This is a genomic window from Hoskinsella mucinilytica (assembly GCF_045223415.1).
In the GTDB taxonomy this organism is placed as follows: domain Bacteria; phylum Bacillota_I; class Bacilli_A; order Erysipelotrichales; family Erysipelotrichaceae; genus Hoskinsella; species Hoskinsella mucinilytica.
Genome location: NZ_JBEQZJ010000034.1, coordinates 18,670 through 44,715 on the forward strand (window position 1 = coordinate 18,670; position 26,046 = coordinate 44,715).

28 protein-coding genes are annotated in these 26,046 nt (G+C 32.4%); 17 read left to right on the top strand and 11 right to left on the bottom strand.

The features are described from left to right. Positions 1-12: 12 nt before the first annotated feature. The 7 genes from gyrB to dnaA form a co-directional block, all read right to left on the bottom strand. On the bottom strand, positions 13-1,926 hold the full coding sequence (gene gyrB / locus UGRO018_RS12635) for a DNA topoisomerase (ATP-hydrolyzing) subunit B (protein ID WP_463667564.1): 1,914 nt from the start codon (positions 1,924-1,926) through the stop codon (positions 13-15). A 25-nt stretch (positions 1,927-1,951) separates the two neighbouring features. Then, positions 1,952-3,070 (bottom strand): DNA replication/repair protein RecF, encoded by a 1,119-nt coding sequence (recF, locus tag UGRO018_RS12640; RefSeq protein WP_416326852.1) that lies wholly within the window; start codon positions 3,068-3,070, stop codon positions 1,952-1,954. Then, complete coding sequence (gene yaaA / locus UGRO018_RS12645; RefSeq protein ID WP_416326853.1) at positions 3,070-3,273, bottom strand: S4 domain-containing protein YaaA; 204 nt, start codon at positions 3,271-3,273, stop codon at positions 3,070-3,072. The genes recF and yaaA overlap by 1 nt, the downstream gene beginning before the upstream one ends. 229 nt (positions 3,274-3,502) lie before the next feature. After that, positions 3,503-3,748, bottom strand: a complete 246-nt coding sequence (locus UGRO018_RS12650) for a hypothetical protein (protein ID WP_416326854.1) — start codon at positions 3,746-3,748, stop codon at positions 3,503-3,505. A 68-nt stretch (positions 3,749-3,816) separates the two neighbouring features. Beyond that, on the bottom strand, positions 3,817-4,923 hold the full coding sequence (locus UGRO018_RS12655) for an alkaline phosphatase family protein (RefSeq protein ID WP_416326855.1): 1,107 nt from the start codon (positions 4,921-4,923) through the stop codon (positions 3,817-3,819). Between the two features lie 65 nt (positions 4,924-4,988). Continuing rightward, a complete protein-coding gene (gene dnaN / locus UGRO018_RS12660) occupies positions 4,989-6,107 on the bottom strand; it encodes a DNA polymerase III subunit beta (protein WP_416326856.1) in 1,119 nt (372 codons plus the stop codon). 149 nt (positions 6,108-6,256) lie between these two features. After that, positions 6,257-7,615: a chromosomal replication initiator protein DnaA gene (gene dnaA / locus UGRO018_RS12665; protein ID WP_416326857.1), complete on the bottom strand. Its 1,359-nt coding sequence runs from the start codon at positions 7,613-7,615 to the stop codon at positions 6,257-6,259. Between the two features lie 537 nt (positions 7,616-8,152). Between dnaA and UGRO018_RS12670 the strand changes: the two genes are divergently transcribed. From UGRO018_RS12670 to UGRO018_RS12695, 6 genes are all read left to right on the top strand, one after another. Next, positions 8,153-8,860, top strand: a complete 708-nt coding sequence (locus UGRO018_RS12670; protein ID WP_416326858.1) for a CPBP family intramembrane glutamic endopeptidase — start codon at positions 8,153-8,155, stop codon at positions 8,858-8,860. 210 nt (positions 8,861-9,070) lie between these two features. Next, entirely contained in the window at positions 9,071-9,205 is a 135-nt protein-coding gene (gene rpmH, locus UGRO018_RS12675; RefSeq protein WP_008977969.1) for a 50S ribosomal protein L34, read from the top strand. Positions 9,206-9,272: 67 nt separating this feature from the next. Then, positions 9,273-9,599 carry a ribonuclease P protein component gene (gene rnpA, locus UGRO018_RS12680; protein WP_416326859.1) on the top strand — a complete coding sequence of 109 codons (327 nt, stop codon included), beginning with the start codon at positions 9,273-9,275 and terminating at the stop codon, positions 9,597-9,599. A 31-nt stretch (positions 9,600-9,630) separates the two neighbouring features. After that, positions 9,631-10,623, top strand: coding sequence for a YidC/Oxa1 family membrane protein insertase (locus UGRO018_RS12685; RefSeq protein WP_416326860.1), 993 nt, complete (start codon positions 9,631-9,633; stop codon positions 10,621-10,623). Between the two features lie 10 nt (positions 10,624-10,633). Then, positions 10,634-11,248, top strand: coding sequence for a Jag family protein (locus UGRO018_RS12690; RefSeq protein WP_416326861.1), 615 nt, complete (start codon positions 10,634-10,636; stop codon positions 11,246-11,248). A gap of 130 nt (positions 11,249-11,378) precedes the next feature. Then, the gene (locus UGRO018_RS12695) at positions 11,379-12,950 is read left to right on the top strand and encodes a GGDEF domain-containing protein (protein ID WP_416326862.1); all 1,572 of its coding nucleotides are present in this window, start codon (positions 11,379-11,381) and stop codon (positions 12,948-12,950) included. 380 nt (positions 12,951-13,330) lie between these two features. On the opposite strand, the gene UGRO018_RS12700 is transcribed toward UGRO018_RS12695, so the two are convergent. Continuing rightward, complete coding sequence (locus UGRO018_RS12700; RefSeq protein WP_416326863.1) at positions 13,331-13,858, bottom strand: hypothetical protein; 528 nt, start codon at positions 13,856-13,858, stop codon at positions 13,331-13,333. A gap of 393 nt (positions 13,859-14,251) precedes the next feature. Here UGRO018_RS12700 and pth point away from each other — a divergent pair, with 393 nt between their 5' ends. Continuing rightward, positions 14,252-14,812, top strand: coding sequence for an aminoacyl-tRNA hydrolase (pth, locus tag UGRO018_RS12705; protein ID WP_416326864.1), 561 nt, complete (start codon positions 14,252-14,254; stop codon positions 14,810-14,812). An 8-nt stretch (positions 14,813-14,820) separates the two neighbouring features. After that, positions 14,821-18,264 (top strand): transcription-repair coupling factor, encoded by a 3,444-nt coding sequence (mfd, locus tag UGRO018_RS12710; protein WP_416326865.1) that lies wholly within the window; start codon positions 14,821-14,823, stop codon positions 18,262-18,264. Positions 18,265-18,350: 86 nt separating this feature from the next. Here mfd and UGRO018_RS12715 read toward each other — a convergent pair whose 3' ends face one another. Together UGRO018_RS12715 and UGRO018_RS12720 are read right to left on the bottom strand one after the other, a co-directional pair. Beyond that, positions 18,351-19,199 carry an ABC transporter ATP-binding protein gene (locus tag UGRO018_RS12715; protein WP_416326866.1) on the bottom strand — a complete coding sequence of 283 codons (849 nt, stop codon included), beginning with the start codon at positions 19,197-19,199 and terminating at the stop codon, positions 18,351-18,353. A gap of 1 nt (position 19,200) precedes the next feature. Further along, positions 19,201-20,487, bottom strand: a complete 1,287-nt coding sequence (locus UGRO018_RS12720; RefSeq protein ID WP_416326867.1) for an FtsX-like permease family protein — start codon at positions 20,485-20,487, stop codon at positions 19,201-19,203. Between the two features lie 331 nt (positions 20,488-20,818). On the opposite strand from UGRO018_RS12720, the gene UGRO018_RS12725 reads away from it, so the two are divergent. Together UGRO018_RS12725 and UGRO018_RS12730 are read left to right on the top strand one after the other, a co-directional pair. Then, on the top strand, positions 20,819-21,754 hold the full coding sequence (locus tag UGRO018_RS12725; protein WP_416326868.1) for a helix-turn-helix domain-containing protein: 936 nt from the start codon (positions 20,819-20,821) through the stop codon (positions 21,752-21,754). An 18-nt stretch (positions 21,755-21,772) separates the two neighbouring features. Continuing rightward, positions 21,773-22,078 carry an MGMT family protein gene (locus UGRO018_RS12730; protein WP_416326869.1) on the top strand — a complete coding sequence of 102 codons (306 nt, stop codon included), beginning with the start codon at positions 21,773-21,775 and terminating at the stop codon, positions 22,076-22,078. A 65-nt stretch (positions 22,079-22,143) separates the two neighbouring features. Here UGRO018_RS12730 and UGRO018_RS12735 read toward each other — a convergent pair whose 3' ends face one another. Next, positions 22,144-22,392 (bottom strand): helix-turn-helix domain-containing protein, encoded by a 249-nt coding sequence (locus UGRO018_RS12735; protein WP_416326870.1) that lies wholly within the window; start codon positions 22,390-22,392, stop codon positions 22,144-22,146. Positions 22,393-22,588: 196 nt separating this feature from the next. Here UGRO018_RS12735 and UGRO018_RS12740 point away from each other — a divergent pair, with 196 nt between their 5' ends. The 7 genes from UGRO018_RS12740 (at position 22,589) to UGRO018_RS12770 (ending at position 25,750) form a co-directional block, all read left to right on the top strand. Continuing rightward, complete coding sequence (locus UGRO018_RS12740; protein ID WP_416326871.1) at positions 22,589-23,083, top strand: AbrB/MazE/SpoVT family DNA-binding domain-containing protein; 495 nt, start codon at positions 22,589-22,591, stop codon at positions 23,081-23,083. A 30-nt stretch (positions 23,084-23,113) separates the two neighbouring features. Next, on the top strand, positions 23,114-23,389 hold the full coding sequence (locus UGRO018_RS12745; RefSeq protein WP_416326872.1) for an RNA-binding S4 domain-containing protein: 276 nt from the start codon (positions 23,114-23,116) through the stop codon (positions 23,387-23,389). Positions 23,390-23,526: 137 nt separating this feature from the next. Continuing rightward, positions 23,527-24,171 carry a class D sortase gene (locus tag UGRO018_RS12750; protein WP_416326873.1) on the top strand — a complete coding sequence of 215 codons (645 nt, stop codon included), beginning with the start codon at positions 23,527-23,529 and terminating at the stop codon, positions 24,169-24,171. Next, positions 24,168-24,653 carry a hypothetical protein gene (locus UGRO018_RS12755; RefSeq protein ID WP_416326874.1) on the top strand — a complete coding sequence of 162 codons (486 nt, stop codon included), beginning with the start codon at positions 24,168-24,170 and terminating at the stop codon, positions 24,651-24,653. The genes UGRO018_RS12750 and UGRO018_RS12755 overlap by 4 nt, the downstream gene beginning before the upstream one ends. Positions 24,654-24,712: 59 nt before the next feature. After that, a complete protein-coding gene (yabP, locus tag UGRO018_RS12760; protein ID WP_416326875.1) occupies positions 24,713-25,015 on the top strand; it encodes a sporulation protein YabP in 303 nt (100 codons plus the stop codon). Beyond that, the gene (yabQ, locus tag UGRO018_RS12765) at positions 25,015-25,476 is read left to right on the top strand and encodes a spore cortex biosynthesis protein YabQ (RefSeq protein WP_416326876.1); all 462 of its coding nucleotides are present in this window, start codon (positions 25,015-25,017) and stop codon (positions 25,474-25,476) included. The genes yabP and yabQ overlap by 1 nt, the downstream gene beginning before the upstream one ends. Then, positions 25,412-25,750, top strand: a complete 339-nt coding sequence (locus tag UGRO018_RS12770; protein WP_416326877.1) for an FtsB family cell division protein — start codon at positions 25,412-25,414, stop codon at positions 25,748-25,750. The genes yabQ and UGRO018_RS12770 overlap by 65 nt, the downstream gene beginning before the upstream one ends. The last annotated feature ends 296 nt before the right edge of the window (positions 25,751-26,046 follow it).

Sequence of the window (26,046 nt, forward strand, 5' to 3'; positions counted from 1 at the left end):
AATTGTTACCTCCTAAATATCCACAGTTGCATATTCCGCATTTTCTTGGATAAATTGTCGTCTTGGCTCTACTTCTTCACCCATCAGCATTTCGAATACTTCATCTGCTTTCATCGCATCTTCGATATTTACTTGCTTTAAGGTTCTAAATGCAGGGTCCATGGTAGTTTCCCATAGCTGTTCCGGATTCATCTCACCTAGACCTTTATAACGCTGAATACCAACATTATCACCCATCTGAGCAAGCTTTTCATCACGTTCAGGTTCTGAATATACATATTCTACCTTGTTTCCCTTTTGAAGCTTAAATAGCGGAGGCATTGCAATATATACATATCCACCTTCGATAATAGGACGAAGGAAACGATAGAAGAAGGTTAACATCAAAGCACAAATATGTTCACCATCGACATCGGCATCGGTCATGATTATGATCTTATGATAACGAAGCTTAGTTACATCCATTTCTTCGCCAATACCACAACCGAATGCTGTAATCATGGAACGAATTTCTGCATTTTCGAAGATTCTTTGCATTCTTGCTTTTTCTACGTTCAAGATTTTACCACGTAATGGCAAAATCGCTTGAAATTTAGAATTTCTACCTTGTTTGGCACTACCACCGGCAGAATCACCCTCGACTATGTAGATTTCACATTCACTGGCATCTTTACTACTACAATCGGCAAGCTTACCAGGAAGACTACTGATTTCAAGTACATTCTTACGGCGGGTCAATTCTCTTGCTTTCTTTGCGGCCATACGTGCTTTACTAGCAAGAATTGCTTTATCTACAATGATCTTCGCTGTATTTGGATTTTCCATAAAGAAGCGTTCTAATTGTTCTCCTAAGATACTAGATACAATTTTTCTTACTTCACTATTTCCAAGTTTTGTCTTTGTCTGCCCTTCATATTGAGGATCTGGATGTTTCACAGATATAATAGCGGTTAATCCTTCACGACAATCTTCACCGGCTAATGTTTCATCCTTTTTGATCATTCCCGCTTCTCTTGCATAAGCATTAATGATACGTGTTAACGCAAGACGGAAACCATCTTCATGAGTACCACCTTCTGCAGTATTGATATTATTACAGAAAGAATAAATATTAGGAATATAACCATCGTTGTACTGCATTGCAATTTCCGCTAGAATTCCATTTTCAATACCTTCTACATATACAACATCTTCATGTAAAGGCGTTTTATTTTTATTTAAATATTCTACATACTGACGGATACCACCATCGTATTTATATTCAATTCTTTTTGGTTCTTCTTCTCGTTCATCGATCAGCACCAATTTGATACTTTTATTTAAGAATGCAAGCTGACGAACTCTTGTATTCAGGGTATCGAAATCATAGATTTGAGTTTCTTGAAAAATGGTCGGATCCGCTTTAAAACGAACCATAGATCCATGCTTTTCACTATCACCGATTACTTTTAACGGCGCAACTGCTTTACCTCCGTCTTCAAAGCGCAGATAATGCGTATGACCGTTTTGAAATACCGTAACTTCAAGCCATTCACTTAATGCATTTACAACACTTGCACCAACACCGTGAAGACCACCGGATACTTTATAAGCTCCACCGCCGAATTTTCCTCCGGCATGTAGCACTGTAAAGATGGTTTCGACACCTGAAATTCCTGTTTTTTCAACGATACCTGTTGGCATTCCTCGTCCATTATCTTCTACACGAATGATATTATCTTTTTCAATCGCAATTTCTATATCTGTCGCAAAGCCTGCCAAAGCCTCATCGATTGAGTTATCGACGATTTCCCATACCAGATGGTGAAGTCCTCGTTCACTGGTGGAACCAATGTACATACCAGGTCTTTTACGTACCGCTTCTAAACCTTCTAATACCTGTATATCATCTGCGGTATAAGAATGATCAACCTTGATATTTTCCATTTCTTCTATTTCCTTTAACTGATTCTCATCCATGCGCATTTCCTCCTTCACATCGTTGAATCGTACCATGATCAACATTCCAAACACATACTTCCCGTCTGGTTTCTATATCCTGTAGTTCCAGTTGATCAGTCGTCGTAATAAATATCTGTACACTTTCCGGTAGAAAGGTCAACAGTTTCATCTTGCGGGTTTCATCTAGCTCAGAAAATACATCATCCAACAACAACACCGGATATTCATGTATGATTTCCTCGATCATATACACCATACCAATTTTCATTGCTAACAAAACACTTCGTTTTTGTCCTTGCGATGCAAAACTATTGATGTCTTGATCATTGAGCTTAAAAATAAAATCCTCTTTATGGATACCACTCATGGTCTGTTTCAAATATTTGTCTCTTTGAAGATTTCGTTGATACTTCTTTTTCAATTCTTCCTTCAATGCTGCTTCATCTTCATGAAATGTTACACAGCTCACATATTCGATATCCAATTTTGTATCATCTTGTGTCAGTTGTTGATAAAATTTCTGACACTTTGACAACAGGTTTTTTAAGAAAAAAAATCGTTGCTTCATCACGATGACAGATGCATCGATCAACTGATCTGTGACCACTTCAAGATAAGTATCATTTACAACCTCTTGCTTCAAATAAGAATTTCGCTCTTTTAAGAGCTTCTGAGCAGTAAATAAGGTATTCATGTACTTTTTACTTACCTTACTCAATTCCATATCCACAAAGCGTCTTCTGACTCTTGGAGAGGCCTGAAATAGCATCATATCATCCGGGCAAAACATCACCGCATTAAATTCACCAATAAAGTCACTTACCTTATTGACAGGGTTTTGATAAATAAACAAATTTTTCCCTTTCTCATTCACGGTGATTCTAATATCTTCCTTACGATTTTCTTTTTGAATCAGTCCCTTAATAAAAAAAGCATCACAGCCTTTCTTTATCAAATCCTGATCATCCTTTGTCCGATGAGATCTTGTTGTCGATAAATAAAGAATTGCCTCCAGTAAATTCGTTTTTCCTTGGGCATTTTTACCAGTTAATAACTGGATGCCTTTTGAAAACGAAAGCTTCTCTGTTTCATAATTTCTATAATTATGAAGACTGATTGCCGAAAGCATCATATAAGCTTCATTTTCTTACCCTCGATCACGATGACATCACCCTGACGTAGTTTTCTTCCACGTCGATTTTCTTTTTCTCCATTCACTTCGATAGAAAGCTCCTTCACTGCAAATTTTGCTTCACCACCGCTTTGAATAAAATCCGTCATTTTTAATAATTGACCTAGAGTAATATACTCACTGTTTATCTTTATTTCCATCACAAAACCTCTTTCGCATGCTTCTATATTATATCATATTTCAGGGCGTTTTTGTTAGTTTTTCTCTATGTTTTCGTGACCTTTTTAGAAATTTTTTTCTATGTGAAAAACTATTTACGATAATCGACTTTTTTCTATTGATTTTACCTAATATCTGACATATCAATCAGACAAAAAAAGAAATCTTATCTACTAATAAGACTTCTTTATCCAACCAAAGTGCTTATGACTACATTTCACGAAATTCTTGATGACCATAAAAACCTCTATACCATGGTGCTCTCAAACGAATTTCCATGATTTTTTCTTCATCCATCCACCAATCTTCGTATGAATCAAACTCTTCTTTTGTTATCTTGTAGAAATCAAAAGCCAAACTACTTTGAATCAGGCGCTCCATTACATAGTGTCCATCAAGAAGTCCAAAAGATACTAGCTTTCCAGAAACCATTCTTTCATAATCCTGCCATGTCATAACGCTACCTCCATTTTAATTTCATTATAAAACTAAACTATTAAAAAAATCAATCAGCTTTTCAATCTTTAAGCAACACCATGATAAAGAATCAATGGTATTTGTAACTCTTCTTCAGTGAAACCGGCATGAGAACCTTTTACTATGATCGATCTATCATAGTATAAATCAGTTGATGAGATAGCACATGCAACAAAATCACCCAAAAAGTCTTCGAATTTCGGATGAGATGTTCCTGTTCCGAAAAGTTTCATCGCTACTGCTTCTTCTCTTGTAAATAATTTAAAATCATTTTTAAAATAGGATAAAAATAACTTTTTAAATATATCCTTTTTTTCTTTTTTGATATAAAAAGCCATCGTTCTAGGTTCTAGTGCAGGAAGGTGTGAAAAGCATTCCAATAAATCAGGATAATCTATAAGATATTTACAAGTTACGTCAATATGTCCATGATCTGCAAGAATGATCAATCCTGTATCTTTAGATAATTGTGTCATTGTTTGATTTAAGATCTGGTCAAAACTTCTTAACATCTCTACGCTTTCTTTTGCGGATTGACCATGTTCATGCATAAAGGAATCATATCCATCCCAATATGCATAAACCAATTGATGTTGTTTGCTTTTGCTTTCGCTTTCTTTTACGATAGTATCACATAGTTCTTTAAAAGTTTTCGCTCCGTTATTTTTCCAGTAAGGAAAATATTCCGTAGCCTGAATACCTATTTCGTTTGCTTCTTCGATCATTGTTTTGATTGGTAGTCTTTGATAAGAAAACCTTTTTTCTAGTTTCTCATGTGTAAAAAAATCTGTACCGAAAAACATTTCTATATGATGATCGATATCTGAAAAATATTGTTGCCATCCTAACCAACCGGTTTCACATGGGTGCTTTCCAGTCAATATAGACGTTGTGGCGGCCACTGTGGTAGGTGGATATACTGTATCTAAAGTTTTCGCATGATACGTCTTTAAAAACCCTGTTTCATCGCAATGTTTATGTATTTGATGATCTCCCATACCATCTATCAACAAAACGATAACTTGTTGAATTTGATGTTGATGTAACCATGTTTTTATAGATTCATCTTGAGTGTGGTAAACAGGAATTCCGAAATGATCTCGAATCGCACTCATCACACCTATGACTCCTTGTTCATAATCAATTATTTTCATATGATTCCTCCTAGTTATTATAAAAATGACCTTCACATATGGAAAGTCATTTTCTTATTCTTATGTTATGCGTAAGTACGAACCGGCAATACCAATTGTAAAACAGAATCATCATCCACTGATTGAATGATAAAAGGTTTCATTTCTCCACATAAACTAAATTTTACCAAAGATCCATTCAATGCTTTGATCGCATCAAATACATAGCGTCCATTACAACTGATTTCCAAACGATCTCCGCTAAAACTTGCGCTATTTAAGACCTCAGTTGAAGAACCTACTTCGACGGATTTACTGGAAAGTACACATTCATCTTCGCTTAAAGAGAATTTGATGACTGATACACCATCATTCTTGATAAAGCTAGCACGATCAATGGCATCTAGTAAATCTTTTGCGTCCATGGTCAGCTCATATTCAAAATTTAATGGAATCAATCGATTCGTTTCAGGATAAACTCCATCGATCAATCTAGTTTGTACGATCGTATCGCTGATAATAAATTGAGCTTTCTTATCATTTACTGCAATTTCTACTTCTCCGACACCTTCCAAAGTTTTCACAACTTCTTGTAAGGATTTTGCTGGTACCGTGATGTTAAAATGAAGACTCTCTTTAATTTCTATCATTTTTTTCGCAAGTCGATAAGAATCGGTCGCAACACAATTTAAGGTAGTTCCTTCACATGCAAAATTAACACCAGTCAAAACAGGTCTTGTTTCTTTATCACTTGTCGCAAAACATGTCTGAAGGATGACTCTTCTTAAGACATCCTCTTCCATGGTAAAGCATTCCTTTGGCTTTGAAAAATCTATCGCAGGATATTCATTTGCTCTCATACCGTTGATTCTAAATTCTGCAGTATTTCCACTGATTTTTGTAGAACATCCATCAATCACTTCAAATTCTATTTCATCTGCATTTATTTTTCTTACGATTTCTAATATATATTTCGCTTCAATTACGATGCTTCCCATATCACGAATTTCCAATGTACAGTCATCACTTTTGATTAGCTTTGTCTGAATGGATACATCAGAATCACTACCAGTCAAAATCAAGCAATCCTCTTTGGCATCAATCTTGATTCCAGAGAATGCAGGTAGCGGTGAGAAGGTTGATATAGCTCTAGCAGCTACAGACAATGCGTTATAGAAATTCTTTTTCGATACTTTAAAATACATGGGTAAGACTCCCTTCTTTCTTTTTCTTTTTACAATACTATAATAATAAGTACTGTGGAAAATGTGGAAAACTCACAAATCCCTTGTAACTTACGTATATTCTAACACATTTTCATTGTGTAGTGAATGTGGAATTGTGTTGAAAACTCCTAATCTTTTACACCAAGCTTATTTTTGATTTGGAAGACCGCCGTTTGAAAGCTTTCTTTATCTTTCAACAATTTGACCATTTTTTCATAAGATGCCATGATCGTTGAATGATCTCTGTTTCCAAATTCAAATCCAATTTTCACAAAAGGCATATTCAATAGTGTTCTACATAGATACACTGCAATATGACGAGCATTGGCGATATTTTTGGTTCTGGATTTTGATTCGATTTGGGTTCTGGTAAGTCCATAGTATTCACAAACTGCTTGTTTAATGCTTTTTGCACTCAATACATCATCAGCAGGAATGCTTGGATTTTCTTTGAATATTTCTTTGGCAAAGGATAAATCAATGGTATCCGGGTTATATAATATTGCTTTAAAGAATAACTCATTTAAGCTGCCTTCCAGTTTTCTTACATCACTGCTGAATTTTTCTGAAAGATAATCTAATACTTCATCTTCTATTAGGATATCATCTTTGCGTCCTTCCATTTTCTTCTTAAGAATAGCTTTCGCTGTTTCAAATTCAGGGCTTCCCACAGAAACCGATAAGCCACTACTGAATCTTGAAATCAAACGATTTTCTATTCCTTTTAATTCTGTGGGATGAATATCACTGGTGATAACGATTTGTTTGTTGTCATTAACCAGTTTGTTATAAAGATTAAAGAAGATTTCTTGTGAGGTACTTTGTTTCAAGCGTTGAATATCGTCAATTAACAGATAATCAACCTCACAAATCTTTTCTTTAACTTCCTCCACATTTTTATTTTTCATTGCTTCGATCAGTAATGTAACAAAGTCTTCACTATATATATAGAGAACCTTTTCTTCTGGTTTATTTTCTTTTACATAATTACCGATTGCATGCAATAAATGTGTTTTTCCTAGTCCTGAATTACCGAAAATAAACAAGGGATTATTAAATTTACCCGGATAGTAGCAAACAGATAATGCCGCCGCATGGGCTTCTCTATTATTTTTACCTACCACAAAGCTGTCAAAAGTATAATCCTTCTTTATTTTATCTTCGAATAGTATATCGTTTCTTCTTTTTACCACAGATTGCGGTGTCATTTGTGCTACTTCATTTTTTAATAAAATCTGTATGGCTGTTGGTTGTTCCATGACTTGAGAAAGTTTTTCTTGAAGGAAGTCGATACTGTCCATCAAAACTTGCTTATATATCTTATAAGGAACTACAATCGTTGCCATTCCATCTGCGATATCGTATAATTCTGCACCTTCTTTAAACCATGTGTTAAAAACAGCATCATCAAACTTATTGCTGCTTTTGATCAGTGCCAATGTACTTTGCCATATTTCTTCTAATTGTTCGTTTACCATATTTGACATAAGACAACTCCCTTTGAGCTTTTATTTTACTATATTATGTGGAAAAATTCTACTTTTGTTGTTAGAAAAATAGTTTTCCACAGTAAAACAAGTGGAAATCATGATAAAAAAAGGACTTATGAAGTTTTCCACGATTATCCACATGGAAAAATAGTGGAAATTCCACTGTGGAAATATCCATTTTGTGGAAAAGTGTAAAAGTTATGGCTTTCCACAGCATTGTGGAAAGATAATCCACATCAAAATAGATGATAAATAAAGGCTATTATACATAATCCACAGTTTCCACAATATGTGGAAAACTACTTGAAAAACCTATGTGGAATACTTGTGGATAAGTCGTTTTTAGTGTAGAAAACCACAAAATCCTATTCTTTCTATTCAGTTTTCCACTTTTTTCTGTTGTATTGTGTAACTAATGGTTGAAAACTGATGAAATCTTTGGAAATATTATTATCATATCTTGTGGATTTTTTGCATATCATAAAAAGAGTGTGAAAGATTATGATATAATAGTTCAATATTGGAGGTAAAAATATGATAGAAGAAACAAAAAAGACCTCTTTGTCTTATCAACGTTTGTTATTGCTCTTGGTATTATATTTCGTTGGGTTTACGATGATATTACCTGATTTATTAAAAAAAATTACTTTATTTTTAGACCCTTATGCTGTAGTGATCAATATACCGATATTATTGGTAAGTTATCTTGTTATTACATTACTTGCAATCTATATTGCTTTGCCAGTCTGGAAAAGTTCGATTCAAAACTTTATTGCTCATAAAAAAGAAGGTATTACGATGATTTTTATTAGTATCGTCGCAATATTATGTATTAATTTTGCTTTAAGTGCGATTATTTCTATTTTGACTCAGACAAGCAATAGTCAAAATCAAGAGGTAGTAATTGAAAATGTTAAAATTTCACCTTTATATTCCTTTTTTTATACATGTATGATTGCTCCTATATTAGAAGAAACAATTTTTCGTGCCGGTGTGTTTACTTTTATCAGAAAGCATGGTGGATATATTCCTGCGCTTTTGATTAGTAGCTTTTTATTTGGGTTTATACATGTCATGAATTCTTTTACTTTAGGTAATTTTGCCGATTTAGCTTATCTTTTGGTTTATGCAGGTGTAGGTCTAGTATTAGGTATCGCATATGAAAAAAGTGATTCTGTACTCGTATCTATTGGGATACATGCAGGAAACAATTTATTTGCTTTTCTTTTGATGATGATTTAAGCTAAAGTATCTTTTAACATGATAAAATATATTATCTTTTCTATATAAGATGTCCATACAAGAAAAAATAATTGATGTCTATGATATTAGATTTCACTTCAGAAATTTCACTTTCTTTATATGTTTTATTGACTTTACTATTGAATTTATGTATAATTTAACAGCAATGCTCAATTTGTATAAAAATGAAAAGAAGTGGAGGTGGCTCTTATGAAAAGAACATATCAACCGAGCAAAAGAAAACACCAGAAAACACATGGATTCAGAGCCAGAATGGCTACTGTTGGAGGACGTAAAGTTTTAGCACGTCGTCGTAGCAAAGGTAGAAAAGTGTTATCAGCATAAAAAGTCGCCTTCGGGCGATTTTTTTGATGTAGTATGTTATAACTTTTATAGAAAGGAAAGTGATGGTATGAAAAAAGAATTTCGAGTGAAAAAATCACAAGAATTTTCTGAAATTATGAACTATAAAAAATTCTTTGCTTGTCCTTCCTTTTCTATCTATGTTAAACCAAGAAAAGAAGATCACGCAAGAGTAGGACTTTCTGTTGGAAAGCGTATGGGAAATGCTGTTGTACGTAATAAAATAAAACGTCAGGTGCGTGAAATGGTACATGATATTTATACATTTGATGAGAATTTTGATACGATTATACTTGTTCGTCCGAAATATCATGAAGAAAGTTACCAAAACAACAAAAAACTCTTGGAAAGATTGGTTAAAAAAGTTAAAATATAAAGGTAGACAAAAATAGTGAGGAGAATAACAGATGAAAAGTATTCTAAAAGGTAAAAAGAAACTTCTCCTAGTAGCAATGTTGATGATGATTACGTTAACTGGGTGTAGTGTTCCCCGTGATCAAAAAGGTAGAACCTTTGTCGATAAGATTATTGCTATCAAAGAAGTACAAGTAGAAAAAGGAAAGGTCAATACAGATCACAATGAAGAAGTAGAAAAGCAATATAAGGATTTAAAGGATGATGATCTAATCACGATCCAGGGTACTTCCTTCGGTGAAATCATGGATGATGGTTGGTTTGATGGATTGATCGTTTATCCGATCGCTCAGTTGATCAACTGGGTCGCAAGCTTTAGTGATGGTGGTGTTGGTATCATCGTTACAACGTTATTGATTCAATTGTTGATCTTCCTGTTCTCAATCAAATCTCAGGTCGCAAGTCAGCGAATGCAGACACTACAGCCTGAAATGAACAGAATTCAAGCAAAATATGCGGGAAAAAATGATCAACGTAGTAAAATGATGTTAGCACAAGAAACACAGGAATTATATAGTAAATATAAGATCAATCCATTTGGTACGATCATTATTACCTTTATACAGTTCCCAGTTATTCTTGGTATGTATCAGGCAACAATGCGTGCATATGGTGTTGTAACCGGTGACTTTATGGGAATATCTCTAGTAGATACACCAATCGAAGGATTTACAGGCGGACATGTTGCGCCAATCGTAATCTTTATATTGATGGTATTGTTCCAGTTGATTTCCTTTAAGCTTCCACAATGGCTACAAGCTCGTAGAAAGAAAAAGAGTCATGTGAAAGAAAAGAAATACGCAGAACCAAAGAATCAGCCAAAGGGTATGATGGGTTCTATGAATATGATGATGTACATGAGTACAGGTATGATTGCGATTTTTGCGATTAACTGGCCATTGGGTATGTCATTCTATTGGTTGGTAAACTCTCTTGCCAGAGTAATCCAGAATATTGTTATTCACAAATTCTTCATTAAAGACTAGGAGGTTTCTTATGAAAACATATACCAGTAAAAATCTGGAGGAACTGTTGAAAGAAGCCGCTGCTGATAAAGGTGTGAATGTAGAAGATCTAACCTATACGGTCCTAGAGGAAACAAGTGGTTTCCTTGGACTTGGAAGCAAAGTCACAGCTAGTGTGTATTGTGATCAAGATATCAAAGAATTCATGAAAGAATACATGATGACTTATTTCGATGGTATCAACATGCCTGCTACAGTAGAGGTTGAGGAAGAAGATGGTTTCTTCCATGTAAATATCGATGCAGAAAATAATGCAATTTTGATAGGTAAAAATGGACAAACATTGCAATCTATGAATAATGTGTTAAAATCTGCTGCTTCCAGTGAGTTTAAGCGCCGTATCGGTGTTCTGATTGACATCAATGGATATAAAGAAGAGAAGTATCAAAAGGTAACTTCTTTGGCTATCAGGGTTGCAAAAACAGTACAGCGAACAAAAACTGATGCTGTCCTTGATCCAATGCCTGCTGATGAAAGAAAAGCAATTCATAATTGTCTAACCAATATGAAGCATATTTCAACAGTAAGCGAAGGAGAAGGAAATCAAAGAAGATTAAAAATCTGTTATAGCGCAGATAAAAATTAAAACAATAAGAGGAACTCTAATGAAAAAAGGTTCCTCTTTTTATATGAAATTGAAATTATTTTTACTGGTTAATTTCATATTTGTTAGATTTCTGATATACTGTACCTATACATGTAAGGAGTGAGCGATTGTGTTGAACCTAAAAGAAATAGAATTTCAAATGAATAGGTATAAAGATGACAAAGATCTAGTGCATTTAGCGCAGTATGCCCAACTTCTCTTAGATGAATCTTTAAAACAAAATAATAAATATTATCAAGTCATCGCAAATTACCATATTGCGAGCGGTCATTATCAAAAAGGTGAATTTAATGAAGCATTAAAAATCGTATTAAATACATTACAATTATGTAAATTTATCGATCACCCTTTCTATGAAATGGTATTAAATAATCTTGCCGGTGTTTTATATGGATCTTTCAGCGATGAGATTACTTCAATAGAATATACATTAAAGGCCTATTACATTGCATTAAATCATCCTGAATTAGATTATATATACATCATTGAAAATAACTTAGGAGTTTTATTCTTTAACTTAAATATATATGAAATCGCATATGATTATTTTTTGAAAAGTATTGAACGAAGAAACATCAACGATTATGAAGATATGAGAGAAAGAGATGGTTTTAATATCATAAATATCGTTGGTTGTTGTATGAAAATGAAACATATAAAAGAATATAAAAAATGGATACCTTATTTAGATTATTACTTAGAAAAATATGATAATCAGACGGTAAAAGATGATTATTTGTTATATCAGATCTATCAATCCTTTTATGAACATAATGAATCAGAAATTTATGAGAAAGTTTTGATTTTATTAGATAATGTAAATAAAAATGCAGATAAACTTCATACGCTAAAGAATCTGAATGATGTATTTAAAATCTGTATTGAAATAGAAAATAAGACTTTATGTGAAAATGTTTATCATAAAATGCAAGAAATTATAAAGGAGTATCCAGACTATAAATATATTTCCAGATTAAATGATTATTTGATACAAATGAGCATTACATTTCAAGATGATAGAGTTCTTTATCAAGCATTGTATGACTATTATGTTGATAAGAAAAAAGAAGATGAACGATGGCGCCAAAATTTACGAAAAAGTTTGATTACAAAAATAGAATTAGAAGAAACACTTTATCAACAAAAGGAAATCGTAAAGAAAAATGAAGAGCTTATGAAAAATAATGAGATTGAAGATTTCACAAAGGTATTGAATAAAACGGCTTTTAAAAAGCATGTGGAAGAAGAATTAAAGTATTTTAAAGATGATCAATATATGGCTATGTTTGTAATAGATTTAGATAAATTTAAATCCATCAATGATAATTATGGGCATTTGTCCGGTGATCAATTATTATTAGATGTGGTGGATATCTTAAAATTAGAAACAAGAGAGATTGACTATATTGGAAGAATCGGTGGAGATGAGTTTTGTATCTTTATGAAAAATATTCTTTCTTTGCCTTATATAGAAGAAAAAGCACTTATGTTATTAAAGAGTATACAAGCAATAAAAATTAACAATATTGGAATTGATATGACAGTCAGTATCGGTATTCAGGTAATTTCTAAGGCATGGGATTACAATAAGCTGTTCAAAGAGGCTGATCGCCTTATGTATTGTTCAAAAACTGCCGGAGGAAATCGATATACAATGAAAGTAGATGAAAGCATTGACTAATTTAATCAATGCTTTTCTTGTGTGACTGATATAGAATACAACTAGGTGGTAAAAGTATCCTTGAGAGGATAATAAACATACACTGTACATTAAAGGCTGAAAAAAGGATGAAAACGGTGTTGTCATTCTTATCCAGTAGCTTCTATAGATTTTGGGCGAACTGAAAATCGAGCAGAAAACAATCTTTAAAAAGCCAGTCCAAAGTATCTTTGATATTGTGAAATATCCATTGTCAACATCAACTGAAGTGCGATATAATAGTCACTACAATTAGGTTCTGTTAATATAGTGGTTTCTATAGCCTAGTGATACAACAATAGTCAGAAATTCTTCACAATGAATTTAACTGGCTTTTTTTACTAGGATTTTGTATTGTTTTTTTACATTCCTATGATCTTTTCCAATATTTGTGATATTTCAAGTAAATTATCATGATTGAATTTGCTTTCATGATCCTCTTGCTTTGTGATGATACCATTAAACTCAGCAACATCATTTTTATATTGAAAATAAGTCTCATATTCATCAGTTCCCAAACGATTTCTTATTAATGTAACATTAATTTTCTTGATATCAATGGTGATGGTATCACTTATAACTTCATCATCGAAATTTTTATTATCTGAATTTATATTTAAAAGTACTTGAGTATGATTATTTAAAAGCATATGAATCTGATAATAGGGTTGTTTGAAAAAACCTTGATGTTTACTGACTTGCCCAATATCGATGTCATAAAGTCCAAGCTTATAAGTTTCACATAATGTTTCTACAGTAAGATTACTTCTAGATGTTTTTTCAAACATGATGGAAAATATAATTGAAATTCCAATTAGTATAATAATGATCATTACGAAAAAAGCCTTTAGTATCTTTCTGATTCGATCATAATTGCCCATTAATACCATATCTCCTCCATCATATAATCTTGTGAAAAGTAATGAAACGAAAATATTAACCTAACACTCTTGATGATATCAATCTTATTTTATTTCTCAATTCTATTTTTTCTTTTTAAACGATGTTAAAACGATTATATAGTAAGCATAACAGAATAAAGTAGGAGAGAAAAGGTAGAAATAAAAAATTTATCATCTTTCTTATTTATATAATAGATATAAATAACGATAATTTCAGCCATTTTTTTAACTGTAATGTATTTTTGATTTTATCAACTTAGCTTGTATGAGATATTAAGGATACATAATAAAAAAATAATGAATACTTATGAAAAAAGTGTTTTTCTCAATGCATTTCTTGTAGTTTTATGGTATCATGTACTAGCTATTGAGGTGATGAAAATGAAATTGATCGTTGGATTAGGTAATCCAGGTAAGGAATATGAAAATACAAGACATAATTCCGGCTTTTGTGTCATGGACGAGCTGGCTAAGGAATGTCAAGTTCAAATAGAACAAAAAAAATTCAAATCATTGATTGCGACTACTAGAATTCATGGTGAACAAGTCATGTTAATGAAACCACAGACATATATGAATAATAGCGGGGAAGCTGTCATTGAGGCTGTTAAATTTTATCATATCGATTTAGAAGATATCCTTGTTATTTATGATGATATGGATATGCCGATCGGTAAGATCCGTTTACGTGAAAAAGGAAGTGCAGGTGGACAGAATGGTGTAAAAAGCATCATTGCACATTTACATACTCAGGATTTCAAACGAATTCGTGTAGGAATCGGAAAAGATTCACGAGTACCTGTTGTTGATTGGGTGTTGGGAAAGATACGAAAAGAGGAATTAGAAGATTATCATCAAGCAGTATGCATGGCAAAAGATGCAGCAATTTATTCTATTTCTCATAGCTTTGTGGATACCATGAGCCGTTTTAATAAGAAATAGGTGATGTCATGAATATCTTATTGAATGAACTAAAACAAAATGAAGCAGTACAAAGTATCTTACATAAACAGAGTAATCTAGGAAACCTATCTTTAAGCGAAGAAGCATTACTACTTGCGACAGCATTTTGTGAAGAACCTAAATCTATTTATGTCATTAAGAATAATACCTATACAGCACAAAAGCTCTATGAGCGCCTGAATGCCTTAATAGAGGACGATGTGCTGCTTTTCGTTATGGAAGACTCCTTGCGTGTAGAAGCAATCGCAGCGTCACCGGAAAGTAAAGCAAATCAAATGGAAGTAATGGCAAAGATGATGGAACAAACACCAAGGATCGTTGTGATGAATACGGCAGCTGCTATTCGTTATGTACCTTCGCCTGAAAGGTTTCAACAGCATTTTATCTCGTTAAAAACAGATCAAGAAATTGAATATGATTCTTTAAAACACTTATTATTTGAAGCAGGATATACACATGTCAATCGTGTAGATCAGCCGCTTTGTTATGCAGCAAGAGGTGGTATCATCGATGTATATTCTATGAATTATGAACATCCGATCCGAATTGAATTTTTTGATAACCTCATAGATAGTATTCGTTTTTTTGATATCTCTACACAAAGAACGATCGAAGTAATCAAAGAAGCACATATCGTTCCGGCAAGTGATCTTTTGTTTAGTGATGATGAGATTGCGATGATTTGTGAACGTGTGAATGATGAAATAAAAAAACAGGAACTACAGCTACATGAAAGCTATCGTAGCATTTTGAAAGAGCGAGTAAATGAAGATCTAGATGCAATTGCAAATCGTATCCCAGAAAGTCGATTATATCGTTACTATGCTTATTTAGATGAACATGCGACTATTTTTGATTATATGAAAAAAGCTTGGATCATCGTTTCCAGTAAGGAAGAGGTAAAAGAAGCCAATAAACATATTTTAGAAGAAAATGTAGCTTATTTACAAGAATTATTTCAAGAAGGGCAATCATTATATAAATTTCAAGTATTTGAAGATTTAAACAAACAGCTCGGTAAACATCAAACCATTGAATTTGGTCTGTTTCAAGACTATAAAAAACCTGTATCTTCTCAAATCATGACAATGGCTTTAGGTGATATCAACTTAGAACGTACAATGAAGGAAATAATCACGGAATCCAGAAGACGTAAGGTTTTATTATGTTTAGATGAAAAAGAAATACCTCAAGTCGAAAAAATTCTGAAGGAAGAAAATATAGAATATCATCATGTATCAGATTCTGATAGCTTAGAAGAAGGCATTTCTATCTTGAAAAAGAAATTGGTAGAAGGCTTTACTTGTTTAAAAGAGAATATCAATGTTTATACCAGCAAAGAACTATTTCATACCATAAAAAAAGCTAGCCGTTATAGCAATAAATTTAAAGAAGCAGAAGTATTACATGGCTATCAAGAATTAAATCCGGGTGATTATGTAGTCCATAACCAACATGGTATTGGCCGTTATATGGGAATCATTAACAAAGAAATGGATGGAATTCATAAGGATTTTTTACATATTGTTTATAAAGGTGATGCTGAATTATTGGTTCCTTTAGAACAATTCCAATTGATTCGTAAATTTGTATCAAAAGAAGGAGCTTCTCCTAAATTAAATAAGCTAGGAAGTAATGATTGGGAGAAGACGAAGAAAAAGGTTAGTGAAAAAATCGCTGAATTGGCAGATCGTTTGATTCATCTATATGCCAATCGTGATGAAAATATTGGATTTGCATTTAGTAAGGATACTCCTATGCAAGAACAATTTGAACAGGATTTCCCATATGAATTAACAACAGACCAGTATAAGGCAGTGAAAGAAATCAAACGAGATATGGAAAGTCCTAAACCAATGGATCGTTTGTTATGTGGTGATGTTGGATTTGGGAAAACCGAAGTAGCAGCTCGTGCAGCATTTAAAGCGGTAATAGACAATAAACAGGTGGCGTTCCTTTGTCCTACTACCATTCTTTCTTTACAACATTATAAGACGTTTGTAAAACGATTTGAAAATTTCCCGGTTACGATTGCTGTGATCAATCGATTCATTACGACTGCAGATCAAAGAAAAATATTAGAAGGTCTTAAAGATGGTACCATTGATATTTTGATCGGAACACATCGATTATTAAGCAAGGATGTTGTATATCAGGATCTTGGATTATTGGTCATCGATGAGGAACAGCGTTTTGGTGTTGAGCATAAAGAAAAAATCAAGGAATTAAAGAATAGTGTTGATGTTTTAAGCCTAAGTGCAACACCGATACCAAGAACATTACAAATGTCTTTGATTGGCATTCGTTCATTATCACAGCTTGATACACCACCATTAAATCGTATGCCTGTACAAACTTATGTGATAGAGAAAAACTTTTCTATGATCAAAGAAATCATCCAGCGTGAGCTTGCAAGAAATGGACAAGTATTTTATTTATATAACAATGTTAAAGAAATCTATAATGTCGCATCTAAATTGAAACAGGCATTACCGGATATTGAAATCGGTGTAGCCCATGGAAAAATGGATCGTGAAGATATTGAAGATGTAATGATGCAATTTACTGATAATCAATATCAGGTCTTGGTATGTACTACCATCATTGAAACGGGAATAGACATTCCTAATGCCAATACCATTTTGATCGAGGATGCAGACCATTTCGGATTGAGTCAGCTATATCAGATCAAAGGACGAGTTGGTAGAAGTGATCGACTTGCTTATGCTTATCTTATGTATTCTCCGGATAAGCAACTTAGTGAAGTGGCTATGAAGCGTTTGAAGTCTATTAAGGAATTTACTCAACTTGGTAGTGGCTATAAAATCGCAATGAGGGATTTAACGATTCGAGGTGCCGGTGATATGTTGGGACCTCAACAAGCAGGTTTTATTGATACTGTCGGAATTGATATGTATATAGAAATGCTGAATAGTGCAATCATGGAGCGAAAAGGTATCAAAAAAGAAGAAAAACCTGTTATGAAAAAAGCGAATATCAAAGTAGATGCATATATCCCACAAGATTTTGCGACAGAAGATTATGAAAAAATCACTTTATATCAGAGAATGGATGCCATTACATCTAAAAAAGAACTTTTAGATATGCAAGATGAGATAAAGGATAATTATGGTAAACTACCAAAGGCAGTACAGCTCTTATTTGAAAAGAAACGATTGGATATCTTATTGAATGAGCCTCATGTAGAAAATATCATAGAGGAACCTAAATTTGTTAATGTAACCTTTACCAGTGCATGGTCTACAAGAATCGACGGTGTCAAATTATTTGAAATGATGACGACCATATCCAAAGACACTAAAATTCGTTATGTTAATAGTAAAATATCTATGAAATTACCAAAAAGCAGAGATTGGCTTTATAAAATGGTTGAAATATTAGAAAGAACAGAACATTTGTCTTTCACATAGTATACAAAAACATCTATATTCAATTATGGATGTTTTTTTACATATCAATTTTATTGTAAAAAAAGATGAGCATTCACTTAACGTGATTACTCATCTTCTAATAGATCCATCGCTTCATGAGAAGTAACCTCCATGATTTGATGATAAAATTCTTTCTGTTTTCTCTGATTTCGTTCTAATATTTGATCGATCTTTCCATCAATTAAAAACAATAAACGTTTGGAATAACTGGCAATCATAGCATCATGAGTAACCATTAAAATAGTAACTTCATCTTCTTGATTTAGCTTTTTTAACAATGTTAAGATCTCATGTGAATTTTTTGAATCCAAATTACCGGTAGGTTCATCCGCTACGATCAGCTTAGGCTTTGTAATTAAGGCTCTTGCTATCGCTACACGCTGACATTGACCACCGGAGCATTCTGTTGGATATTTATCCAATAATGCTTTGATACCGACCTTTTCTGATATTTCTATAACTCTTTTCTCTATCACCTCATCAGATAGTTTCTTAGATATCGTAAGCGGTAAGGCGATATTTTCAAATACGGTCAAATTATCTAATAGGTTGAATTTTTGAAAGATAAACCCAAGATATTGATGACGAAAATCACCAATTTCTATTTCTCCCATTTTACGAATATTTTTATCTTCAATCAATACTTTTCCTTTAGTTGGAGGATCTATGGTAGAGATCGCATTTAATAATGTTGTTTTCCCAGAACCAGATGGCCCCATGATACAAACAAAATCTCCCTTGTAAATGGTTAGGTTAACCGAATCTAATGCAATCGTAGGGGGTACTGTATTTAATACCTCTGCTATTTTACTTTGAAAAACATCAGCCATAGGATTTGCTGAAATGTTACTTTTTTCATAATGACTACCATAAACTTTTGTTATATTGATTGCTTCAATGATTTTTTCTTCCATATTATTTTTCCTCCTTTGATGATCCTAAAACAATATCACAATAAGATTTTCTGGTAATCCAACCGAAAATCATTAATATGATGATATAGCTACATACAATAAATGAACAAAGCCAGATACTAACAGATTCAGCAATTATAAACTTAATACATATCAAAAGACAATAAGGTAATGTCGCAATTATGATCATGGTAAAGAATAATGTCAATTGTTTTAAAAGTATTTTTTTCAAATCTTTTTTCAAAAAACCAAGCAACTGCAAATGATAAAATTCATTGATCTGTTTTTTAGCCTCCAAGATAAGTTTGTAATAAATGCTAATACTCATCATGAATAAGAGAAGTAAATATCCGATACATAAAATAGACTGAATATAAGGATCAATTGTTAATGTAATTAGAAAACAACTCATAAAAAGTAATGTTCCAAATAGCATCAAGATATAAAAACCGGTATTTTTTAATATAGAATAGATACCACCTGAAATCATGATGGTTTCAGGTATAAGATTGCGATGAATATTTTTCATTCCTTCAATACGTTGTGGTATTGCATAACGAAGAATGCCCTGTAACCCAAAAATACCAAATACACATCCTAGCATACATAAGGAGGACACAGCCGGTACAATAAGAATAAAAATAAGGCCTAAAATAAAAAAGATAATATAGGCTTTTTCTGATAATTTGATCATTCTTGAATCACCGAGGGTCATACGATGACTATCATCTAGTAAATCTTTTAATTCAGTACGATAGGCATATCCAACTGTGGACATGACCATAAAAATAAATTCAAACAATAGAATTGCCAACCAAGTTAACGTTCCTGTAAAGGTAATATTAAAAATAGGAATAGAAATGGATATCAATTGTGAAATGAATAAATTAATGATTGGATTCAATATTAATCCAAGAATGCCACCAAGACAAGTAGAAATCAAAAGTAGGATAAGATTTTGAATGAATAGATATTTTGCTAAAGCAACGATATTCATCCCAATAGATAAATAAATACAAAGCTCTTTAGCTTTTGCTTTTTGAAAATAGGTATTAGATAAGAAACAATTAAAAGCACAGATCAACGCAATGGCACATGTAAATATCAACATGATAAGATCTGTAGTGCTACCTTCACTTAAATTGATGGTGTTTGATGTTGAAGTTGCACTTTGTAGATTAACGAATAAATATAATAACCCAATCGATAAGGTTAATGTCATAATAAAGGATAACGATTCCTTTTTATTACGGTGTAACATTGTAATTGCTCGTTTCATCGTTCGCATAGTTCATTGACCACCTTTCTTTCTAGTTCGATTACATCTTTTGATAATACATTCATTTCTGGTCTCTTATATTTGATCATAAAGAATTAAGATCATATCAGCACTGGCTAGATGCTAAAATCGAGAAAGAAAAAATGGAAAAAGAAACCAGAAGGTGAATGGCGCTAATTAGCGACAAAATCATTATAGCATTGTTATGATCTTACTGCAATAGAAAATGATATCGCTATCATAAACAATTGTATATCGTATAAGCAACGATTCATTTCCATCCTATATACTAGACTCATCCACCTATTTCGTTTATTATATAAACAAGGAGATGTCTAAAATGAGTGAAATAGGTAAACATATTCTTCATTATAGAAAAAAAGAAAAATATTCTCAACAAGATCTTGCGGATCGAATATGTATGACAAGACAAACCATAAGTAGTTGGGAAAGAGGTATCAATGAACCTGATATTGATAGTATAAAAACGTTAGCGGAAATTTTTCACATCGAGGTTGAAGACTTGATCAATGGGACTCGTTATGATAAAAAAAGAGCGAAGCTTAACCATATTATGAAAGGATATCTCGTAGGGTTCATCATTAGCATTGTATTTATGATTACCATTTTGCAAAATGGGATAGATGCCTCATGTATATTTCCTATCGTAATGCAAAGTTTTCTTTGTGGTATGCTCATCATTATATTTCGCACTGCAATCGTAAATGATGATTTCAGTATGATTTCCGGTTTTGATGATAGCATTGATTATGATTTAAATGGTGTAGTAGATATGCTAGTATTCATACAAATTTCTTTTGTATCTTGTTATCTTTTGTTAACAGTTCTGTCTTATCTTCTTGTCTTTGTTAATCATTACTTATTCATGCCATACTTAAGTTTGATTATTTTTATCATTTATTTCATCACTACTCTGTTTTTATCAAATGTAAGATATCGAAATCAAATTTTTAGACATGAAATTGATCGACAGCATGCGAAAAAAGCAATGCCTTCTATGATATTATTAATTTGTAATATTACAATATGTATCATGATTACTTTGATAAGCTTTTCTATCCATCAAATCAAAAATAATACCTTAGAAGCAACCTTACTTGGAGGATTAGCAATCTTGAGTGTTATGTTAGATATTTTATTTCTTTTTTACTCAGATCATATCATAAAAAAAGACAAATCACCTATAGAAACGATATATATAGGTCTTACTCTTTTTCATATCATTGTATGGTATGAAATGATTATGCTGTTTTAAAGCCATGGAGGTGACTATATGGATGAATTATTCTTTTATAATGTTTATGCTATCGTACAAGAAATACCAATTGGCTGTGTCGCAAGTTATCAAATGATAGCTACCTTGGCAGGTAGACCTAGAAATAGTCGTTTGGTAGGAAAAGCGTTAAGAAATGCTCATTTGTTTGGAAATTATCCATGTCATCGTGTTGTTCATGCTGATGGAAGTTTAGTAAACGGCTGGGAAGAACAACGAAGTTTATTAGAATCTGAAGATGTAGTTTTTTTGACAAATGGTAAAGTAGATATGAAATCCTGTTTATGGAAAACAACATCATTTTGATTGATCATTACCTAAAAAGGTATGAAAAAACCAGACACAATTGAGGTCTGGTTTTTTCTGCCCGTTTACTTAATTTCTTGATCAAGCCCAGTAAAATGTTCTGATTCAAAAAACTGTGTCAATGTGATATCTAATCCATCACAGATTTTTTTGATTGTGGAAACTGTTGGGTTCTTACTTCTACCAGAAGTAATGTTACTCAATGTTGACTGAGTCATTCCACACATGTTACTTAGCTTGTTTAATGAAATTTTGCGTTCCTCACACAATTCGTGGATTCTGTCGCAACAAGCATCTCCCGTTGTCTTTATCATATTTATCACTCCTATTTCTTATGACATATTTATTCTACTTTTTTTATTTATTAAAGGTTACTTTAATATAGTTAATATTACATATATAAGATAACTTTTTCTAAAACATGCGACTAAAAGCGCAAAATAATTCATTTGTATATTAAAAAAACACATGAGCATACTATCAATACGTGAGTGAAGGAGTGTCATGGAAATGAAAGCTACAGGTATAGTAAGAAGACTGGATGATCTGGGACGACTGGTGATTCCCAAGGAAATAAGAAAACAATATCGCTTAAAGGAAGGAGATTCTATTGAATTTTTCATAGATAATGATCGCATTGTAATACAGAAATTTGATGTCATGTCCAAGCATATGGAAGAAATTGATATTATGTGTGATACACTACATGCAATGTATCAAAATACCGTGATGTTTATCCAAGAAGATTGGCTACATAAAAAAAATATCCATTTGAGAGATTCTTTTTTAGAAGAATGCCATATTCATAGAAAAAAGATTTTTGAGGAATCTAAAGTTTATGAGGGTGATTTGAAAGGATATCAAGGAATGATCTATCCAATCAATGCTTATGGTGATTGGTATGGAGCTTTTGTCGTATTGTTTGATAAAAAAGAACTGACTTTAGAGGAAACTTATGCTTTAGAAGCATTTGTACAACTTTTATCTCGCCAACAGCAACAATAAATGATAAACTATTGGAGTAGAGGTGAGAAGATGCGTCTAGATAAATATTTAAAAACTGCTCGTATTCTAAAAAGAAGAACTGTTTCAAAAGAATTGGCAGATAATGAGCGTGTTTATGTGAATGGAAAGATTGCAAAACCAAGTACAGATGTAAAACCACAGGATACGATCAAGGTAATATTCGGATACCGAGAGTTGACCATACGAGTTTTATCTACTCCAAAACAGGTAAATAAAAATGATGCTGCATTAATGTTTGAGATACTGGAAGAAAAATTAATCAAAAAAGAAGACAATGTACTTTAAATGCTTCCATAAATGAAACCATGAGGACTCTAAACCATGGTTTTTTTTCATATCAGATATATATTTATTTTTTTAAATAAGAATATTCCTCTTGTGAAGTTACATGGTATAATATAGAACATGAAGGAGGCATCATTTTGAATAAGAAAAATAATTTATTATTGCGTTTAATCACTATTGTTTGTTCATGCATCATATGTATAGTAATCGTCTCTATTCTACGTGTTCATTTTCAAAATATCTATCAAACACAATATGAACAAGGAAAAACCGCAAATGTTGAAGTGATAAAGGAAGTAAAAACACAGTTATCTAATGCAGAAGAAAAAATTGATATATCATCCATTACGATACCAAAAGAAGGAGATGCATATGCAACCATCTCTGTTGATCGTGTGAATTTTAAAAAGCCGTTGTATTATGGCGACAATGATGTAATTCTGAATCTTGGTATTGGACATTATATGGGAAGTGGATTACCCGGTCAAGGGAAACCAATTCTATTAGCGGGTCATAATGGTACAGAATTTTATCAATTACAAAATATGAAAAAAGATGATATCGTTAACATTAAAACCGAATGGGGAACCTATACTTATAAAATATATGATATTGAAATTATGGCAGCAACAGATTTTGATGCTAATGTTTTGGATGATAATTCAGAATATCTTATTATGTACAGCTGTTATCCATTTGATGTAGCAGATACTCCTGATCGTTATTTTGTCTACGCTTCTTATGTATCTGGACCTTTACTAAAAGGGGGGAATGTAAGATGAAGTTACAATTTCACAATGTAATTAAAAATATATTGTATATTATTTTATTTAGTAGCATATTACTAGCTATCACAACATGGATACCATCACTTTATCAATCAGCCGGTAGAAATAATGATATCATTTTACAAGAGATTCAAAAGAACTATCAAGTAATAGCTGAAGAATTAAAATTAGATAAGGATAGTTTTCAAGATGTTGTTACATTGGATAATATCAAGCAAAACACTTCTTCACTGGATATTCAAAAGCAAGCTGTAAAAGTAATTAGTGATAAAGCAAAGGATAGTAGCTATGACATCAAAGATACTATGATAGAAAAGTTAGCTATTGAAATGCAACAAATCTATGATCATCTTATGTTTCAGGTTGATACAACAGAAACATTACAACAAGTAAGAATCTATTCATTGGGCACTATCATCCTAAGTGAAGCCTTGATTCTTATCATCGATAAAATAAAAAAGAAGAAAAACAGTTAGAATTGTTCTATCTGTTTTTTTTCAGCCATATGATGTAGAGAAAAAGGAGGTTATCAATAATGGAAGATACAACAAACAACCCTTTGCGTTTTGAAACCAATCCTTATCATAATGTTGTGATTAAGGATCGTAAAATACTGGAAATTACAGGAGTAAAACAGATTGACAGCTTTGATGCCAGTGAATTTCTGTTGGAAACAGCACAAGGATGGATGGTGATCAGCGGAAAAGATTTGACGCTGGGTAAGCTAGATACAGAAAGAGGGGATGTCATCATACGAGGTTTAATTGAATCCCTATCGTATGTAAGTAACAAAAAAGGCAAAAATTCAGATTCAATGATAAGTAAAATCTTTAAGTAATGCTTCTTGCCACACAGGTTCAATCTATTCTTTATCATTTCCTGCTTGGTTGGATATTTGCCTTTGGTTTCAGTATGCTGGTTTCTTTCAAAAAAGCATTTCGTTTTGGCTTTTTAAAAGCAGCAATGGAATTTTTGTATCCTATCATATTTTCAGCAGGAATGTTTTATGGATTGTTCTATATCAATGGTGGAATTACCAATTTATACCTTATTTTGGTATTTCTTTTAGGTATTATGATTTATTATCGCTTTTATCTAGCTGTCTTTCTTCAATTTTTTACAGGAATCAAAAAATTATTCCGGCCTTTTTGTCGTAAACTTCTTCTTGTAAAATCAAAAATCCTTGGTATAATTAGATTACCAGCGAAAGCGTTTATCAAAAGGAGGAGAAAGAATGCCAGAAAAAAACGTAACAAGCAAACCAAAAAAGAAGAAACACCCAATTCGGACATTCTTTAGTTTAGCAGCAATCATTGCCTCCTGTTTTCTAATTTATCTTGCAGCTGAAGATTTTATAACTACGATGAATCTTCGAAATGAAATATCTGAATCTCAGGCGTCAATATCCACGCTGCAGACAGAAGAAGGTAAGCTGACTGATGAAATAGAGAAGCTAAATGATCCTACCTATGTTCAACGATATGCAAGAGGTAAGTATATGGTTAGCAAACCTGGTGAACAGGTTTTCAAGTTACCAAGCAAAGATGCAGCAGCATCCGATAAAGAAGATTAGAGGTCATACATAAAGGTATGATCTTTTTTTCTGTTTTATAATTTAAAAATTGAAAAAATTTGTCCCATTCATGATTTAAATTTGCGTTTTTATCGTATATTTATTTATCACTTTATTTATGTTTAATTTATTATCAAGAGTTACTATTTAGATTTTGTGTTATACATTTGATAAAATTTTATGAAATATTTTAATCATATAACCTTATGGTGATATAAGCTTGTGACAGCAATAAAATAACCATCCCAAGGATCAAAATGAAAGGAAATTTGAAGAATTTGGCCAAAAAATATAAT

Coding starts and splice junctions, on each gene's coding strand:
- UGRO018_RS12670 (WP_416326858.1), top strand. CDS start 8,153: ATGATAGAAGAAACAAAAAAGACCTCTTTGTCTTATCAACGTTTGTTA.
- UGRO018_RS12730 (WP_416326869.1), top strand. CDS start 21,773: ATGGATGAATTATTCTTTTATAATGTTTATGCTATCGTACAAGAAATA.
- recF (WP_416326852.1), bottom strand. CDS start 3,070: ATGCTTTCGGCAATCAGTCTTCATAATTATAGAAATTATGAAACAGAG.
- mfd (WP_416326865.1), top strand. CDS start 14,821: ATGAATATCTTATTGAATGAACTAAAACAAAATGAAGCAGTACAAAGT.
- UGRO018_RS12770 (WP_416326877.1), top strand. CDS start 25,412: ATGCCAGAAAAAAACGTAACAAGCAAACCAAAAAAGAAGAAACACCCA.
- yabP (WP_416326875.1), top strand. CDS start 24,713: ATGGAAGATACAACAAACAACCCTTTGCGTTTTGAAACCAATCCTTAT.
- UGRO018_RS12720 (WP_416326867.1), bottom strand. CDS start 20,487: ATGCGAACGATGAAACGAGCAATTACAATGTTACACCGTAATAAAAAG.
- UGRO018_RS12725 (WP_416326868.1), top strand. CDS start 20,819: ATGAGTGAAATAGGTAAACATATTCTTCATTATAGAAAAAAAGAAAAA.
- UGRO018_RS12755 (WP_416326874.1), top strand. CDS start 24,168: ATGAAGTTACAATTTCACAATGTAATTAAAAATATATTGTATATTATT.
- yaaA (WP_416326853.1), bottom strand. CDS start 3,273: ATGGAAATAAAGATAAACAGTGAGTATATTACTCTAGGTCAATTATTA.
- UGRO018_RS12715 (WP_416326866.1), bottom strand. CDS start 19,199: ATGGAAGAAAAAATCATTGAAGCAATCAATATAACAAAAGTTTATGGT.
- UGRO018_RS12745 (WP_416326872.1), top strand. CDS start 23,114: ATGCGTCTAGATAAATATTTAAAAACTGCTCGTATTCTAAAAAGAAGA.
- UGRO018_RS12685 (WP_416326860.1), top strand. CDS start 9,631: ATGAAAAGTATTCTAAAAGGTAAAAAGAAACTTCTCCTAGTAGCAATG.
- UGRO018_RS12740 (WP_416326871.1), top strand. CDS start 22,589: ATGAAAGCTACAGGTATAGTAAGAAGACTGGATGATCTGGGACGACTG.
- UGRO018_RS12690 (WP_416326861.1), top strand. CDS start 10,634: ATGAAAACATATACCAGTAAAAATCTGGAGGAACTGTTGAAAGAAGCC.
- rpmH (WP_008977969.1), top strand. CDS start 9,071: ATGAAAAGAACATATCAACCGAGCAAAAGAAAACACCAGAAAACACAT.
- pth (WP_416326864.1), top strand. CDS start 14,252: ATGAAATTGATCGTTGGATTAGGTAATCCAGGTAAGGAATATGAAAAT.
- gyrB (WP_463667564.1), bottom strand. CDS start 1,926: ATGGAAAATATCAAGGTTGATCATTCTTATACCGCAGATGATATACAG.
- UGRO018_RS12700 (WP_416326863.1), bottom strand. CDS start 13,858: ATGGTATTAATGGGCAATTATGATCGAATCAGAAAGATACTAAAGGCT.
- UGRO018_RS12650 (WP_416326854.1), bottom strand. CDS start 3,748: ATGACATGGCAGGATTATGAAAGAATGGTTTCTGGAAAGCTAGTATCT.
- dnaN (WP_416326856.1), bottom strand. CDS start 6,107: ATGTATTTTAAAGTATCGAAAAAGAATTTCTATAACGCATTGTCTGTA.
- dnaA (WP_416326857.1), bottom strand. CDS start 7,615: ATGTCAAATATGGTAAACGAACAATTAGAAGAAATATGGCAAAGTACA.
- rnpA (WP_416326859.1), top strand. CDS start 9,273: ATGAAAAAAGAATTTCGAGTGAAAAAATCACAAGAATTTTCTGAAATT.
- UGRO018_RS12655 (WP_416326855.1), bottom strand. CDS start 4,923: ATGAAAATAATTGATTATGAACAAGGAGTCATAGGTGTGATGAGTGCG.
- yabQ (WP_416326876.1), top strand. CDS start 25,015: ATGCTTCTTGCCACACAGGTTCAATCTATTCTTTATCATTTCCTGCTT.
- UGRO018_RS12735 (WP_416326870.1), bottom strand. CDS start 22,392: ATGATAAAGACAACGGGAGATGCTTGTTGCGACAGAATCCACGAATTG.